This is a genomic window from Streptomyces sp. NPDC048584, from assembly GCF_043199595.1.
GTDB lineage: Bacteria > Actinomycetota > Actinomycetes > Streptomycetales > Streptomycetaceae > Streptomyces > Streptomyces edwardsiae.
Genome location: NZ_JBICWF010000009.1, coordinates 289,101 through 305,104, shown reverse-complemented (window position 1 = coordinate 305,104; position 16,004 = coordinate 289,101). Strand labels below are relative to the sequence as shown.

Below are 16,004 nucleotides of genomic sequence, written 5' to 3'. Positions count from 1 at the left end.
CGTTCCTGTGCCTTCACGCGTGCGGGGCACGCGTCTCAACTGCGGTGCGCAAAATGCCGCGCCCCCCAGGCTAGAACCTGGGGGGCGCGGCATCCATTCCGGGCCGGTCAGCTCTCGGGGCGCTCCTCCGGGGTGCGCTCCGGCGCCGGGGCGGGGTCCGCCGCGGTGCTCTTGGCCGTGCTGATGGCCGGCGTCGCGCCGTTCGCCCCGTTCGTCAGGGCCAGCTCCTTGGGGGAGAGGACCGGCGGGCGGGTCGACGGCGTACGGCGCGAGGAGCCGGTCCAGGCGGGCCTGGGCGGGCGCTTGACGATCGGCGCGAAGATCTCGGCGATCTCCTCCTTGCCCAGCGTCTCCCGCTCCAGGAGGGCCAGGACCAGGTTGTCGAGGACGTCACGGTTCTCGACGAGGATCTCCCACGCCTCGTTGTGCGCGGTCTCGATGAGCTTCTTGACCTCCTCGTCCACCAGCGCGGCGACCTCTTCCGAGTAGTCGCGCTGGTGCGCCATCTCACGGCCGAGGAACGGCTCGGTGTTGTCGCCGCCGAACTTGATGGCGCCGAGCCGCTCGGTCATGCCGTACTGCGTGACCATCGCGCGGGCCACTCCGGTGGCCTTCTCGATGTCGTTGGCCGCACCGGTGGTCGGGTCGTGGAAGACGAGCTCCTCCGCCGCGCGGCCGCCCAGCATGTACGCGAGCTGGTCCAGCATCTCGTTGCGCGTGGTGGAGTACCTGTCCTCGTCCGGCAGGACCATGGTGTAGCCGAGGGCACGGCCTCTGGAGAGGATCGTGATCTTGTGGACCGGGTCGGAGTTCGGGGAGGCCGCCGCGACCAGGGCGTGTCCGCCCTCGTGGTACGCGGTGATCTTCTTCTCCTTGTCCGACATGATCCGGGTCCGCTTCTGCGGGCCCGCGACCACACGGTCGATCGCCTCGTCCAGCATGTGGTTGTCGATCAGCTTCTGATCGCTGCGCGCGGTCAGCAGCGCGGCCTCGTTCAGCACGTTGGCCAGGTCGGCGCCGGTCATGCCGGGGGTGCGGCGGGCGACGGCCGACAGGTCGACGTCCGGGGCGACCGGCTTGCCCTTCTGGTGCACCTTGAGGATCTCGAGGCGGCCCTGCATGTCCGGGCGGTCGACCGCGATCTGGCGGTCGAAGCGGCCGGGGCGCAGCAGCGCCGGGTCGAGGATGTCGGGCCGGTTCGTCGCGGCGATGAGGATCACGCCGCCCTTGACGTCGAAGCCGTCCATCTCGACGAGGAGCTGGTTCAGGGTCTGCTCGCGCTCGTCGTGACCGCCGCCGAGGCCGGCGCCGCGGTGGCGGCCGACCGCGTCGATCTCGTCGACGAAGACGATCGCCGGGGCGTTCGCCTTGGCCTGCTCGAACAGGTCACGGACCCGGGAGGCACCGACACCGACGAACATCTCGACGAAGTCGGAACCGGAGATCGAGTAGAAGGGGACGCCGGCCTCGCCCGCGACGGCGCGGGCCAGCAGGGTCTTGCCGGTTCCGGGCGGCCCGTAGAGCAGGACGCCCTTGGGGATCTTCGCTCCGACGGCCTGGAACTTGGCCGGCTCCTGCAGGAACTCCTTGATCTCGTGGAGCTCCTCCACCGCCTCGTCCGATCCGGCGACGTCGGAGAACGTCGTCTTCGGGGTGTCCTTGGTGATGAGCTTCGCCTTGGACTTGCCGAACTGCATGACGCGGGAGCCGCCGCCCTGCATCTGATTCATCAGGAACAGGAAGACCACGACGATGAGGACGAACGGCAGCAGGGACAGCAGAATGCTCACGAAGGGGTTCTGCTTGGACGGCGAAACCGTGTAGCCGTCCGGGATCTGCTTGTTCTGGAACTTGTCCTGCAGTGTGCTGGCGATGGTGACGCCCTGGTCACCGATATAGCTCGCCTGGATCTTCGAGCTGTCCTTGACCTTGACGCCGTCCTTGAGCTGGACCTTGATGGTCTGCTCGTCGCCGGTGGTCAGCTTGGCCGACTCGACCTTGTTCTCATTGATCGCCTGGACGACCTCGCCGGTGTCCACTGTCTTGTAGCCGCCGGACGAGCCGACGACCTGCATCAACACGACCACGGCGAGGACGGCCAGCACGATCCACATGACCGGCCCACGGAAGTATCGCTTCACGTCCATCCATACGGAGCGGTGCCGCCCCGTCCCTCCTGCCATAGTGAGTTTGATAAAGGCTGTTCTTCGGACGGTACCCCAGCTTTGTCCCCCGAAGCTGCGGGGGACAGCCGGCGATCCCGTCCACGCATGCTCCAACGCCGCGGAGCCTGCTGGGGTTCCCGATCACGTACGACGGACCGGGCGCCCTCGTTCAGCCGCCGTAGACGTGGGGCGCGAGCGTACCGACGAACGGGAGGTTGCGGTACTTCTCGGCGTAGTCGAGGCCGTAGCCGACGACGAATTCGTTGGGAATGTCGAAACCGGCCCATTCCACGTCGATGGCGACCTTGGCGGCGTCGGGCTTGCGCAGCAGGGTGCACACCTTGAGGGAGGCGGGCTCGCGCGAGCCGAGGTTGGAGATCAGCCACGACAGGGTGAGTCCCGAGTCGATGATGTCCTCGACGATCAGGACGTGCCGGCCCTTGATGTCGGTGTCGAGGTCCTTGAGGATCCGCACCACACCGGAGGACTGGGTGCCCGCCCCGTACGAGGACACGGCCATCCAGTCCATCGTGACGGGAGTGGACAGCGCCCGCGCGAGGTCGGCCATCACCATCACCGCGCCCTTGAGCACGCCGACGATCAGCAGATCCTTGCCCGCGTACTCCGCGTCGATCTTCGCGGCCAGCTCCACCAGCTTGGCGTCGATCTCTTCCTTGGTGATGAGCACCTTCTCGAGGTCGGCACCCATGTCTTTCGCGTCCACCCGCATCACTTTCGGTCGTCCCACCGGCCGGTCCGGTCCGTCCCGCGACTCGTACGGGTCGGTGGGGTCCGGATTCAGCCCTGCCGAATCACCAGTCTGCCACCCTGCCGGCGGGCGACGACCCGGCCGGGGAGATTGATGGCCCCCTGGCCGCGCCAGCCGGTGATCAGCCGGTCGACTTCCTCGATGTGGCGGGCGAACAGCGAACCGGCGGGTGCGCCGGCCTCGATGGCGGCGCGGCGCAGCACCCGGCGGCGTACGGCGGGCGGCAGATCGTGCAGTGCGGCGCACTCCAGGCGGCCGTCGGCGTCGCGTACGCCGGCTTCCACGCGGCCCGCCCAGGCGTCGAGGGCGTCCGCGTCGTCGCGGGAGAGCTGGGCCGTACGGGCGAGAGCCTCGACGACGCCTTTGCCGAGGGCCTTCTCGAGGGCGGGCAGGCCCTCGTGGCGGAGGCGGGAGCGGGTGTAGGCGGGGTCGGCGTTGTGCGGGTCGTCCCAGACGGGCAGGGACTGGGCCATGCAGGCTTTGCGGGCGGTCTGCCGGTCGACCTGGAGGAAGGGGCGCCGGTAACGGCCGTCGGCCCCCGAGACCGCGGCCATTCCGGACAGGGAGCGGATGCCGGAGCCGCGGGCCAGGCCGAGGAGGACGGTCTCGGCCTGGTCGTCGCGGGTGTGGCCGAGCAGGACGGCGGCGGCGCCGTGCCGTTCGGCGGCGGCGTCCAGCGCGGCGTAGCGTGCGTCGCGGGCGGCGGCCTCGGGGCCGCCGTCGCGGCCGACGGTGACGGCGACGGACTCGGCGGGGTCGAGGCCGAGTTCGCGCAGCCGGGTGACGACGTCGGCGGCGCGCAGGTCGGAGCCGGCCTGGAGGCCGTGGTCGACGGTGACGCCGCCGGCCCGGACGCCGAGGCGGGGGGCTTCGAAGGCGAGGGCGGAGGCGAGCGCCATGGAGTCGGCGCCGCCGGAGCAGGCCACGAGCACGAGAGGGGAGGGGGGCCGCTCGTGCGTGGGCGGGCCGGGGATTCGGCCGTGGTCGTCGAGGATGTCGGTCAGGACGCGGCGGACCGCCAGGCGTATCGCCGCGACCGCGGGGTGGGGACCCATGTCCGGTTCCCTTCATGAAGTTGTCGGGGGGTGAGCCCGAGATCCGGTCACTCAGAGTGTGTAGATGGTGACAGAACCGGGCCGTTCCCCGAGCATCGCACGCCTACTCCGGACTCACGGTCCCTCGGACGGGTGATTGCAGGGGCGTCCGTCTGCCGTCGGCCGTGTGCGGCGCATGACGGGGCGTGGGGGTCAGGCTTCCGGTTTGCGGTGCACCCGTGTGATCCAGTCCGCCGGTTTGGCGATCTCCGCTTTGGTGGGGAGTGTGTTGGGCGAGGTCCACACCCGGTTGAAGCCGTCCATGCCGGTTTCGTCGACGACGGCGCGCACGAAGCGTTCGCCGTCGCGGTACTGGCGGAGTTTGGCGTCCAGGCCGAGGAGTTTGCGCAGGGCCGTGTCGAGGCGGGACGCGCCCTTGGCGCGGCGCTGCTGGAACTTCTCTCGGATCTCGTTGACGCTCGGGACGACTTCGGGGCCGACGCCGTCCATCACGAAGTCGGCGTGGCCCTCGAGGAGGGACATCACGGCGGTGAGCCGGCCGAGGATCTCGCGCTGGGCGGGGGTCTGCACGAGCTCGACGAGGGAGCGTCCGTCGTCGCCGTCCTCGCCCTCGGGGCGGCCGCCGGCCAGGGACTGGGCTGCCTCGCGGATGCGTTCCAGAACGGTCATGGGGTCGACGTCGGTCTGTTCGAGGAACGCCTGGATCTCGCCCTGCAGATGGTCCCGCAGCCAGGGTACGGCGGTGAACTGGGTGCGGTGGGTCTCCTCGTGGAGGGTCACCCACAGGCGGAAGTCGTGCGGCTCGACGTCGAGTTCGCGTTCGACGTGGACGATGTTGGGGGCCACGAGCAGCAGTCGGCCGCCGCCGTTCGCGCCGGACGGAAGGTCGCGGGTGGCGGGGGCGAAGGTCTCGTACTGGCCGAGGACGCGGGAGGCGAGGAAGGACAGCAGCATGCCGAGTTCCACGCCGGTGACCTTGCCGCCGACGGCGCCGAGGACCATGTTGCCGGGGCCGGTGCCACGGCGTTCCTGCATTTTGTCGAGGAGCGGTTTGAGGAGTTCGCGGAAGCCGGCGACGTTGGCGCGGACCCAGCCGGGGCGGTCGACGACGAGGAGGGGGGTGTCGTGGGTCTCCTCGGTGCCCAGACGAGTGAAGCCCCGGACGTGTTCCTCCGAGGCTTTCGCGTGCCGGCGCAGTTCGGCGACCACGGCGCGGGCCTCGTCGCGGCTCACGTCCGGGCCTGGGCGCATGAGGCGGGTCGCGGTCGCGACCGCGAGGTTCCAGTCGACCATCCCGGAAGAAGCGGCACCACCGATGCTCGTCATGTGTCAACGGTACGTGAGTGGCCCGGTTCGGGGCAGGGTGGCGGTGCCCGGAGGGGGTGAGGCAGGGGGGTGGTCGCGCTTCCGGTTTCCGCCCCCCGCCGCCGCTTCCCGTCCCGTCCCTGGGGCGCTGCCCCCGAACCCCCGTTCGCGCCCACGCGGCGGAGCCGCACATCGACACGGCCTCGCGCCCCTCAAAGGCGGCAGCCGCACGCGGCCAGGGCTGTCGCCACCTTGTCCAGGGCCGACTGGGCCGCTGTCGGGTCGGTGGTGTCGTTGGCCAGGAAGGCGAAGGCGAGGAGGCGGCCGGAGGTGTCGACGACCGTGCCCGCCAGGGTGTTGACGCCGGTGAGGGTGCCGGTCTTGGCCCGTACGACGCCGGCCGCGCCCTCGGTGTAGCGGCCGGTGAGGGTGCCGGTGAAGCCGGCGACGGGCAGGCCGGTGAGGACGGGGCGCAGTTCGGGGTGGGCCGGGTCGCCGGCCTTGGCGAGCAGGGCGGTGAGGAGGCCGGCGGTGAGTCGGTCGCGCCGGTCGAGGCCGCTGCCGTCCTTGACGTCGGCACCCTTCACGGGGAGCCCGAGCTGCTTCAGACGGGCGGTGATCGCCGCTCCGCCGCCGGCGAAGTCGGGCTTCTCACCGGCAGCGAGGGCGGTGTGGCGGGCGAGGGCCTCGGCGAGGTCGTTGTCGCTGTTGGTCAGCATCCGCTCGACGAGTGCGGCCAGCGGGGGCGAGGAGACCGTGGCGAGCGTGGACGCGCGGGTGGTGGCCTTCGACGGGCCGGGAGGTGTGGCCTTGACGCCGTGTTCCTTCAGCAGGTCGCCGAACTTCCGCGCGGCGTCCGCCGCCGGGTCCGCGATCCGCGGAGCCGGCCCGCTGGTGGAGTCGTCGGTCCGGGCCTCGTCGGTCATCAAGGGGGTGACGGCCGCGATGTTCGGGTTGACCCCGATCGGGTGGATCGTGGCGCCCTGGTAGAGGGTCGTGTCGTACGACAGCGTCACCTCGCGCACGCCCTGTCCTGCGAGGGCCGCGGCGGTCCGCTCCGCGAGGTCGCGCAGGCTCGCGAGATCGCCGGCCTTCTTCCGCGCGGTCAGCGTGGGGTCGCCACCGCCGACGAGTACGACCTCCTTGGTGTCGGGTTCGTACACCGCGCGGGTGGTGAGGCGGTGGTCGGCGCCCATCGCGGAGAGCGCGGCGACGGCCGTGGCGATCTTCGTGGTCGAGGCGGGGATGAGGGCGTCCGCGGAGCCCGTGCCGTAGAGCTGTTCGCCGGTGGCGACGTCGAGCACGGCGGCGCCGTGCCGGCCGAGCGCGGGGCTGCTCAGCAGCGGGTCGAGGACGGCGCCGAGGGCCTTGCCGCCGGGCGCCGACTTCACGGTGGTGGCGGTGCCGCCGAGGCCGGTGAGCACGGAAGCGGCCGGTGGGGCCGCCCGGGGCCCGCGGGGCGGCGTACCGGCGTGAGCGCGGACGCCGCCGTGATCTGTGCCACGCGCGGCCTGCAGAGCCACGGCCCGGTCCCGCTCGGCCGTACGCTGGCCCGAGGAGTCCCAGGGACCGGCGGCGGTCACCACACCCGCGGCGAGCGCCAGACCGGCGGTGCCGGCGGTCGCGGTGAACAGCCAGGTCCCCGGTCGCGCGCCCCGCGCGGCCTGCGGTGATCCCGGCCGGTCGGGCCGCGCGAACCGTGGCACGGTGGCCGCGGCGACGCGCGCCAGACGTGGCCGTACGGTCTCCGCGGCCCGGGTGAGACGAGGTCGTACGGCGCTCGCGAACCGCACGACATGCGGCCTCGCGGCCCGCCAAGGCCTCAGCTCTGGCACGACCACCAGCCCCTTTCGCGATCACACACCTGCGTGAGGGACACTTAACCACCAGAACTATGTGCTGATCATGGAGGAGCGTCCGGTGGAGTTCGACGTCACGATCGAGATCCCGAAGGGTTCGCGGAACAAGTACGAGGTGGACCACGAGACGGGTCGGATCCGCCTGGACCGTCGGCTCTTCACGTCGACCGCCTACCCGACCGACTACGGCTTCGTGGAGAACACCCTCGGTGAGGACGGCGACCCGCTGGACGCGCTGGTCATCCTGGACGAGCCGACGTTCCCGGGCTGTCTGATCCGGTGTCGCGCGATCGGCATGTTCCGTATGACGGACGAGGCCGGCGGCGACGACAAGCTGCTGTGCGTCCCGGCGACGGACCCGCGCGTGGAGCACCTGCGTGACATCCACCACGTGTCGGAGTTCGACCGCCTGGAGATCCAGCACTTCTTCGAGGTCTACAAGGACCTGGAGCCGGGCAAGTCGGTCGAGGGCGCCGACTGGGTCGGCCGGGTGGACGCCGAGGTCGAGATCGAGCGGTCCTACAAGCGTTTCAAGGAGACGGGCGGCCACTGAGCCCTCCCGCCGCACGACGCGCGAACGGGCCGCACACACGTGTGCGGCCCGTTTCTGCTGTGCGTGCGCATACTGAGGCGGTACGGGGCAGGCTTACGGACATCTGACGGACGGTGTCGTACAGGGAGAGCGGAGCAGGTGACGGACGCGGAGGACCGCAAGCCGCAGTCGGACGAGGCGAGGAGCGCGTTCACGCCTCCCGCCGTGGTCGCGGGGCCGGCCGAGGCCGACTCGTCGACGACGTCCGAGTTCGCCGTCCCCGACGGGCTGGCGGTCACGAAGCACGGTACGGAGTCCGAGACCACCTCCGAGTTCTCCGTCCCGGACGGTCTCGACATGGCCCCGGCCGCCGCGGACGAGACGGAGGGGTCGGCGTTCAGCACGCCGAGCACCTACAGCGCGAAGCAGACGGCGGCGTTCACCCCGGCGAGCGGCATACCGCTGGTCCGGCTGGCCCAGGACGTTCCGTGGCAGGACCGGATGCGCACCATGCTGCGCATGCCGGTGACGGAGCGTCCGGCGCCGGAGCCGGTGCAGCGGCCCGACGAGGCCGGGCCGGCCGTCCCGCGCGTGCTCGACCTGACCCTGCGTATCGGGGAGCTGCTGCTGGCGGGCGGTGAGGGCGCCGAGGACGTGGAGGCGGCGATGTTCGCCGTGTGCCGCTCCTACGGCCTGGACCGCTGCGAGCCCAACGTCACGTTCACCCTGCTGTCGATCTCCCACCAGCCGTCCCTGGTCGACGACCCGGTGACCGCGTCGCGCACGGTGCGGCGCCGCAGCCCCGACTACACCCGGCTGGCGGCCGTCTACCAGCTGGTGGACGACCTCAGCGACGACGAGACCCACGTCTCCCTGGAGGAGGCCTACCGCCGGCTGGCGGAGATCCGCCGCAACCGGCATCCCTACCCCGGGTGGGCGCTGACGCTCGCGAGCGGGCTGCTCGCGGGGGCCGCGTCGGTGCTCGTCGGCGGTGGCTTCGTCGTGTTCGTGTCGGCCGCGACCGGCGCGATGCTCGGCGACCGGCTGGCCTGGCTCTGCGCGGGGCGCGGGCTGCCGGAGTTCTACCAGTTCACCGTGGCCGCGATGCCGCCGGCCGCGATCGGGGTGGCGCTGACGCTGGCGCACGCGGATGTGAAGGCGTCCGCGGTGATCACCGGTGGGCTGTTCGCGCTGCTGCCCGGGCGGGCGCTGGTGGCGGGCGTGCAGGACGGTCTGACCGGCTTCTACATCACCGCGTCGGCGCGTCTGCTGGAGGTCCTGTACTTCTTCGTGGGCATCGTGGCCGGGGTGCTGACGGTGCTGTATTTCGGCGTGCAGCTGGGCGCCAACCTCAACCCGGACGCGGCGCTCGGCGCCTCCGACGACCGGCTGTCGCAGATCGGCGCGTCGATGATGCTGTCGCTGGCCTTCGCGGTCCTGCTCCAGCAGGAACGGTCCACCGTGCTGATGGCGACCCTGAACGGCGGGGTCGCCTGGGTGGTGTACGGCGCGATGCACGCGACGGGCGACATCTCGCCGGTGGCTTCCACGACCGTGGCGGCGGGACTCGTGGGTCTGTTCGGGCAGTTGCTGGCCCGGTACCGGTTCGCGTCGGCGCTGCCGTACACCACGGCGGCGATCGGGCCGCTGCTGCCGGGTTCCGCGACGTACTTCGGTCTGCTGGGGATCGCGCAGAACGAGGTGGACTCGGGGCTGGCGTCCCTCACGAAGGCCGTGGCACTGGCCATGGCCATCGCGATCGGGGTGAACCTCGGGTCGGAGATCTCGCGGATCTTCCTGCGGATCGGGTCCGCGGAGAAGCGCCGGGCGGCCAAGCGGACGCGGGGTTTCTAGCGCCGGGCGCGGAGTTTTTGGCGCCGGGCGCGGAGTTTTTGGCGCCGGGCGCGGAGTTTTTGGCGCCGGCGCCATTTTGCCCCCGGGCGCCATCCGGCTCGGGAGCCTCGGTGGGATGGCGACCGCGGGCCGGTGGGGGTTGTTCGCGCAGTTCCCCGCGCCCCTTCGGGGCGCTTCAGTAGCCCCTGTTGTACGGCTGCTGCTGGTTCTGGTCGTAGTACTGGTCGTTGCCGTAAGGCTGCTGGGGCTGCTGCTGGTAGCCCTGCTGGGGGTGGCCCTGGTTGCCGTAGTGGGGCTGCTGGGGCTGGGCCGGGGTGATGCGGCGCAGCTGGGTCGTGGCGTCGTCCATGACCGGGTACTGGGGCTGCTGCGGGGCCGCGGCCGCTGCGGCGGCGGCGCGCTTCTTCTTGCCGCGCTCGCGCAGGTACTCGATGAGGATCGGCACCACGGAGACGACGACGATGAGGACGAGGATCGCCTCGACGTTGGTCTTGATGAACTCGATCTGTCCGAGCCAGTAACCCGCGAGGGTGACGCCGCTGCCCCAGGCGATACCGCCGATGAGGTTGTACGTCAGGAACGTGCGGTACTTCATGCGGCCGGCACCGGCCACGATGGGCGCGAACGTGCGCACGATGGGGACGAAGCGGGCCAGGACGATCGCCTTGGGGCCGTACTTCTCCATGAACTCGTGGGCCTTCTCCAGGTTCTCCTGTTTGAAGAGCTTGGAGTTCGGCCTGCTGAACAGCTTCGGCCCGAAGAACTTGCCGATCATGTAGCCGACCTGGTCGCCGATGACGGCGGCCGCCACGATCAGGGTGCACACCAGCCACAGCGGCTGGGTGATGTAGTTGCCCTCGGCCACGAAGAGACCCGCCGTGAACAGCAGGGAGTCACCGGGCAGGAACGCGAAGAGTCCGGACTCCGCGAAGACGATCAGCAGAATGCCGGGAAGGCTGAAGGTCTCGATCAGGTAGTCCGGGCTCAGCCACTCAGGGCCGAGCGCAAGCGTGGTCACGGGGATGTGGCTCCTGCAGCTGGGGGTCAGGGCTGGGTTCGCTGCCCAAATTATGAACGCAGCCGTGGACGCCCGGGTTCCGCGGGGGTGCCAGGACACGCAATCCGCAGGTCGCGGCCCGGGTGCGGGCCGGGCCGCGACGCTCAGGAGGTGTGCCGCTCGGCGTTGGCGAGGATCGCGTCCCTGAGGTGCTCGGCGAGACCGGGCCGCATGGAGTCGTAGTACGCCTTGAAGCGCTCGTCGGCGACGTACATCTCCCCGAAGCACCGGTGCATCTCGTACGGCACCTCGAAGTACCACTTGCCGATGTGCCGCCGGTGTTCCTCGGCGAGTTCCATGGCGGCCTCGTCGGCCGGCTGTACCCCGGCGGCGATCAGGGCGGTGTACCGCTCCTGCCAGTCGTCGACCTCGGCCTGGACGCGCTTCCAGTCCTCCTTGGTGTAGGTCGCCGCGCGGCGCTGCGACTCGGCGTACGCCTCGGTGCCGCCCCAGCGTTCCTCGGCCTCCTCGGCGTACTGCTCGGGGTCCTTGTCCCCGAACACCTCGAACTTCTCCTCGGGCGTGAGGTTGATTCCCATCTTGCGTGCCTCCATGGCGTTCTCCACGGCCGCCGCCATCTTCCGCAGCTTCTCGATCCGGGCGGTCAGCAGTTCGTGCTGCCGGCGCAGATGCGCGCGCGGGTCCGCCTCCGGGTCGTCGAGCAGGACGGCGACCTCGTCGAGCGGGAAGCCGAGCTCGCGGTAGAACAGGATCTGCTGCAGCCGGTCGAGGTCGGCGTCGTTGTAACGCCGGTGGCCCGCGTGGCTGCGCTCGCTCGGGGTGAGCAGGCCGATGTCGTCGTAGTGGTGCAGGGTGCGCACCGTGACTCCGGCGAATCCGGCGACCCGTCCCACGGTGTAGCTCACTTCCGCTCCCTTCTCGGTACGCGTTCCACCTTCGGCCCTCACGTCGCGTGAGGTGCAAGCCGCTTACGGCTTTGTCCGCTTCGTCCGCTTCGTCCGCTTCGTCCGCTTATCGTGTGCGCGTGGCCCAGGACAGCGCACCGCAGACACCCGCCGCCACCGCTCCGGCGGCCGAGGCGCGCTCCCTGCTGCCGACCATCGTCCCCGCGCTGCTCGTGGGCGTGGTGACGAGCCTGGTCCTGGTGGGGGTGAGCACGGCGGCCGAGGAGCTGCAGGACGTGCTCTGGCAGGGTCTGCCGGACGCCCTGGGCGTCGGCCGGTACTCCGTGCTGTGGATGTTCGTGATGCTCGTCGCCACCGGGATCGCGGTCGGGCTGGTGGTGTGGAAGGCGCCGGGGCACGCGGGGCCCGATCCGGCGACCACGGGACTCGACGCGCCGGTGCTGCCGCCGGCGGTGCTGCCGGGGCTGCTGCTGGCGACGGCGCTCATGCTGGCCGGCGGGCCGAGCCTGGGGCCCGAGAACCCGATCATCGCGGTGAACGTCTCGCTGGCGGTGTGGCTGGGCGCCAGGGCCTTCCCGAAGGCTCCGGAGCGGGGCTGGGTGGCGCTGGCGGAGGCCGGGACGATCGGGGCGCTGTTCGGGACGCCGGTCGCCGCCGCTCTGGTGATCTCCGAGGCGCTGGCGGGGCAGCGGCTCAAGGGACAGCTGTGGGACAGCCTCTTCGCGCCGCTGGCGGCCGCCGGGGCCGGCGCGCTCACCATCGCGCTGGTGTCGGAGCCGAGTTTCGACCTCCATCTGCCGCCGTTCGGGCATCCCGGCTGGGGCGACCTGCTGGCGTCCCTCGTGGTCGCCTCCGTCGGCGCCGTGCTCGGCATGTGCGCCGTCTACGCCTTCCCGTACGTCCATGGGGTGTTCCGGCGGCTGCGGCACCCGATGCTGATGCTGCCGGCGGGTGGCGTGTTGCTGGGCGCCCTGGCGGCGCTGGGCGGGCATCTGACCCTGTTCAAGGGGCTCGACGAGATCGCGGTACTGGCGCGCGACCCCGAAGGCTGGTCGGCGGGCGGGTTCGCCACGATGACGATCGTCAAACTGGCCGCGCTGCTCGTCGCCGCGTCCTGCGGTTTCCGGGGCGGGCGGATCTTCCCCGCGGTGTTCGTCGGCACCGCGCTCGGGCTGTGCGCGCACGCGCTGGTGCCCGGGGTGCAGCCCGCGGTGGGCGTGTCGGCGGGTGTGCTGGGGGTTCTGCTGGCCATCACCCGGCAGGGCTGGGTGAGCCTGTTCGTCGCCGCCGTCCTGGTCGCCTCCCCCGGGATCCTCGCCCTTCTGTGCGTCGCCTCGCTGCCGGCCTGGCTGCTGGTGACGGGGCGTCCGCACATGCAGCTGCGGGCGGACGGAACCGCCGTGCGCTGACCGTCCCCCGCTCCCCCTCATCCGTCGTTCCCGGGATCCGGAGGCACCCATGCCGCTCCACAGAGGCCCGCGGCACGACGAACGCCCCGTGTCCGTGGACCCCTTCCTGGGACGGCCGGTTCGAGTGAGGCGCGCATGCTCGCCGGGATGGCGCTGGAGCGAACGGGGCCTCGCGCGGGGTGCGCGTCCGAACCTCGTCAGGGGCGTCAACGTCCAGGTCCGCCGGGACAAGTCCCGCACCTTCCGGGAGGTGAATCCCCGTCAGGTGCGCAGGGCGGGCGAGCGGTTCCGCCTCGACCCGGGGGGCCGCCGTCGAGCCGGTGTCGGGGGCGATGATCGCGCCGTTCCCCGACGAGGACCTGGTGTGGGACTTCCGTCTCCCGCGCGAGGCGTCGATCACCACGTCCGGGCACAAGTACGGGCTGGTCCACCCGGGTGGCGGCGGGGCGCCGTGGCGGGACGCGCGGGCGCTGCCCGAGTGAACCGGTCCTCCGGGTGAAACTACCCGGGTGGCGACCCGCCGACCTTCGCACTGAACTTCTCCCGGCCGGTCGCGCAGGTCGTGGCGCGGTCGGCCGGCGACCGCGTCCCCGTACACGCGACGGGAACACGGCCACCGGCTTCCCTCACTAACGGCTGAGCCGCGAGAACCTCCGTACCGCCAGCGGGAGGAACACCGCCAGCAGGGCCAGGGGCCATACGACGGCGGCCCCTGTGTGGCCCGGTTCGCCGCCGGGGCTGCCGAAGAGGTCGCGTACGGCGGTGGCGGTCTGGGACATGGGGTTCCATTCGACGACCGTGCCCAGCCAGCCCGGCATGGACTCGGGGGCGGCGAAGGCGTTGGACAGGAAGCCGACCGGCCAGACCAGGATCTGTACGGCCTGCACGAGTTCCGGTTTCCCGGCGATCAGGGCCAGGTGGATGCCGATCCACAGCATGGCGAACCGGAACAGCAGGAGCAGTCCCACGGCGCCGAGGAAGCCGTCCGGGCCGCCCTGCGGGCGCCAGCCGAGCGCGGCGGCGACGGCGAGGAGGACCGTCAGGCCGAGCGCCGACTGGAGCATGTCGGCGGCGGAACGGCCGACCAGGACCGCGCCGTTCGCCATGGGCATGGAGCGGAAGCGGTCGATGACCCCCTTGTCGAGGTCCTGGGTGACCGCGATCATCGTGCCCTCCAGGCCGAAGGCCATGGTGAGCGCGAGCATGCCGGGCACCAGGAAGTCGAGGTAGTCCCCGCTGACGCCCCGACCGCCGCCGACCAGGTAGCCGAACATCAGCAGCAGCATCACCGGGAAGACCAGGTTCACCACCACCGCCGCCGGCCGGCGTCCCCAGCGGGCGAGTTCGCGGCGGGTCATGGTCCAGGAGTCGGTCAGGGCGTACGCCGGGCTGCTCACGCGGCCTCCTTCGTCCGGTCGTCGTGTCCGGTCAGCCGCAGGAACACCTCGTCGAGGGTGGGCCTGCGCAGGGCGATGTCCTCGGCCTCGATACCGGCCTCCTCCAGCGCGCGCACGACACCGGTCAGGGCCGCCATGCGGTCGGTGACCGGGGCGCTGAGGAGCCGCCGGTCGGTGTCCACGGTGACCGCGTCCTTGGCCACGGGCAGCAGGGCGACGGCCGCGCCCAGCTGCCCCGCGTCGCGCAGGACGACGTCGATGCGGTCGCCGCCGATGGTGGCCTTGAGCGTGTCCGCCGTGCCGTCGGCGACGACCCGGCCGGCGTCGACCAGACAGATGCGGTCGGCGAGCTGGTCGGCCTCCTCCAGGTACTGGGTGGTGAGCAGGACCGTCGTACCGCCGCCGACCAGGGAGCGGACGGAGTCCCACACCTCCGCGCGGCCGCGCGGGTCGAGGCCGGTGGTGGGTTCGTCCAGGAACAGCACCTCCGGTTCGGTGATCAGGGAGGCGGCGAGATCCAGGCGGCGCCGCATGCCGCCGCTGTACTGCTTCACCGCCTTGGGTCCGGTGCCGGAGAGCTCGAAGCGCTCCAGGAGTTCGTCCGCACGCGCGCGTGCGCGGCGCGCGCCCAGGTGGTGCAGCCGGCCGAACAGCTCCAGGTTCTGCCGGCCGCCGAGCTCCTCGTCGAGCGCCGCGTGCTGGCCGAGCAGGCCGATGCGCAGCCGTACGGCGTACGCCTCGCGCACGACGTCGTGACCCGCCACCTCGACCCGGCCCGCGTCGGGGCGGAGCAGGGTGGACAGGATGCGGACCAGGGTCGTCTTGCCCGCGCCGTTGGGCCCCAGCACCCCGTGCACGGTGCCGCGGGTGACGGTCAGATCGAGGCCGTCCAATGCGTGTTTGCCACCGAATGTCTTGCGTGCCCCTTCGACGGTGATCGCCGCGTCGGCCACTCGGACTCCCTCGCTAGACAAATTTGACTACCTGGAGAACGTAACGCGCGCGGAGTGATTGGTCAAACTTGATTAGCGGGCGTCCTGTTCGTCGGCGTGCGGCCGTCCCGACGCGAACGGGTTCTCCTGCCCCTCCGCCAGCACCCCGACGAACGGGTCGCCCTCACCGGCGAAGGTGTAGGCGCCACCCCGGACACGCTCGATCAGGCCCCTCGTCCATTCCGCGCCGGAGTCGGCGGAGTGCACCCAGAAGTTCATGATCTCGCCGATGTGCCCGAGCTGGCCGGGGCCGTCCTCGGGTGTGTAGTACTCGGTGACGGAGGACCGCCACTCCTCGATCTTGCGCACCCGCTCCTCCAGGAGGGCGAGGGCCTCCTCACGCGGCAGGTCGACCATGAAGCCGAGCGCCGCGGTGAGGACGTCCGGCCGCTGGTCGTAGGCGGTGAGGTAGGCGCGCAGCAGTGTCAGGTACTCCTCGGTGCCCCGCGCGGTGATCTCGTACTCCACGCGCGGGGGCCCGCCCGCCGTGGACGGCGCGATCTCGTGCGCGAGCAGCAGTCCCTGCTTCGCCATCTGCTTCAGCGCGTGGTAGATCGAGCCGGGCTTGGCGTTGGACCACTCGTGCGCGCCCCAGTACTCCAGGTCGTTGCGCACCTGGTAGCCGTGGGCCCGCCCGTGCTGGCGCACGGCGCCGAGCACCAGGAGACGGATTGCTGACATGGGGCCAGCGTAGGACCCCCGGGATCAGGCCCGGGGGCTGCCCTGCCCGCTGCCGGCCGCCCG

At 71.4% G+C, this 16,004-nt stretch carries 13 protein-coding genes and 1 pseudogene; 4 read left to right on the top strand and 10 right to left on the bottom strand.

The window, feature by feature from the left end; all coding sequences use genetic code 11:
* Positions 1-107 precede the first annotated feature (107 nt).
* The 5 genes from ftsH to dacB form a co-directional block, all read right to left on the bottom strand.
* Complete coding sequence (ftsH, locus tag ACGFR9_RS21830) at positions 108-2,147, bottom strand: ATP-dependent zinc metalloprotease FtsH (RefSeq protein WP_030224978.1); 2,040 nt, start codon at positions 2,145-2,147, stop codon at positions 108-110.
* Between the two features lie 187 nt (positions 2,148-2,334).
* The gene (hpt, locus tag ACGFR9_RS21825; protein ID WP_030224979.1) at positions 2,335-2,895 is read right to left on the bottom strand and encodes a hypoxanthine phosphoribosyltransferase; all 561 of its coding nucleotides are present in this window, start codon (positions 2,893-2,895) and stop codon (positions 2,335-2,337) included.
* A 68-nt stretch (positions 2,896-2,963) separates the two neighbouring features.
* Positions 2,964-3,989, bottom strand: coding sequence for a tRNA lysidine(34) synthetase TilS (gene tilS, locus ACGFR9_RS21820; protein WP_393211100.1), 1,026 nt, complete (start codon positions 3,987-3,989; stop codon positions 2,964-2,966).
* Positions 3,990-4,181: 192 nt separating this feature from the next.
* Entirely contained in the window at positions 4,182-5,315 is a 1,134-nt protein-coding gene (locus tag ACGFR9_RS21815) for a zinc-dependent metalloprotease (protein ID WP_393211098.1), read from the bottom strand.
* A 191-nt stretch (positions 5,316-5,506) separates the two neighbouring features.
* The gene (gene dacB / locus ACGFR9_RS21810) at positions 5,507-7,135 is read right to left on the bottom strand and encodes a D-alanyl-D-alanine carboxypeptidase/D-alanyl-D-alanine-endopeptidase (RefSeq protein WP_393211095.1); all 1,629 of its coding nucleotides are present in this window, start codon (positions 7,133-7,135) and stop codon (positions 5,507-5,509) included.
* 79 nt (positions 7,136-7,214) lie between these two features.
* Between dacB and ACGFR9_RS21805 the strand changes: the two genes are divergently transcribed.
* On the top strand, positions 7,215-7,706 hold the full coding sequence (locus ACGFR9_RS21805) for an inorganic diphosphatase (RefSeq protein WP_030224988.1): 492 nt from the start codon (positions 7,215-7,217) through the stop codon (positions 7,704-7,706).
* A 138-nt stretch (positions 7,707-7,844) separates the two neighbouring features.
* Positions 7,845-9,539, top strand: a complete 1,695-nt coding sequence (locus tag ACGFR9_RS21800; RefSeq protein WP_393211092.1) for a threonine/serine exporter family protein — start codon at positions 7,845-7,847, stop codon at positions 9,537-9,539.
* Positions 9,540-9,714: 175 nt separating this feature from the next.
* Here the strand turns inward: ACGFR9_RS21800 and ACGFR9_RS21795 are convergent, their stop codons facing one another.
* Together ACGFR9_RS21795 and ACGFR9_RS21790 are read right to left on the bottom strand one after the other, a co-directional pair.
* On the bottom strand, positions 9,715-10,557 hold the full coding sequence (locus ACGFR9_RS21795; protein ID WP_393211089.1) for a DedA family protein: 843 nt from the start codon (positions 10,555-10,557) through the stop codon (positions 9,715-9,717).
* A 143-nt stretch (positions 10,558-10,700) separates the two neighbouring features.
* Positions 10,701-11,462, bottom strand: coding sequence for a MerR family transcriptional regulator (locus ACGFR9_RS21790; protein ID WP_393211086.1), 762 nt, complete (start codon positions 11,460-11,462; stop codon positions 10,701-10,703).
* A gap of 119 nt (positions 11,463-11,581) precedes the next feature.
* Between ACGFR9_RS21790 and ACGFR9_RS21785 the strand changes: the two genes are divergently transcribed.
* Together ACGFR9_RS21785 and ACGFR9_RS21780 are read left to right on the top strand one after the other, a co-directional pair.
* A complete protein-coding gene (locus ACGFR9_RS21785) occupies positions 11,582-12,871 on the top strand; it encodes an ion channel protein (RefSeq protein ID WP_393211083.1) in 1,290 nt (429 codons plus the stop codon).
* Between the two features lie 111 nt (positions 12,872-12,982).
* Positions 12,983-13,442 (top strand): annotated as a pseudogene (locus tag ACGFR9_RS21780) (pyridoxal-dependent decarboxylase); the annotation flags it as partial.
* A 58-nt stretch (positions 13,443-13,500) separates the two neighbouring features.
* Here ACGFR9_RS21780 and ACGFR9_RS21775 read toward each other — a convergent pair.
* From ACGFR9_RS21775 to ACGFR9_RS21765, 3 genes are all read right to left on the bottom strand, one after another.
* Positions 13,501-14,229 carry an ABC transporter permease gene (locus ACGFR9_RS21775; RefSeq protein WP_393211270.1) on the bottom strand — a complete coding sequence of 243 codons (729 nt, stop codon included), beginning with the start codon at positions 14,227-14,229 and terminating at the stop codon, positions 13,501-13,503.
* A gap of 35 nt (positions 14,230-14,264) precedes the next feature.
* Positions 14,265-15,221, bottom strand: coding sequence for an ATP-binding cassette domain-containing protein (locus ACGFR9_RS21770; protein WP_393211080.1), 957 nt, complete (start codon positions 15,219-15,221; stop codon positions 14,265-14,267).
* A gap of 72 nt (positions 15,222-15,293) precedes the next feature.
* Entirely contained in the window at positions 15,294-15,941 is a 648-nt protein-coding gene (locus ACGFR9_RS21765) for a PadR family transcriptional regulator (protein WP_393211077.1), read from the bottom strand.
* Positions 15,942-16,004: the final 63 nt, after the last annotated feature.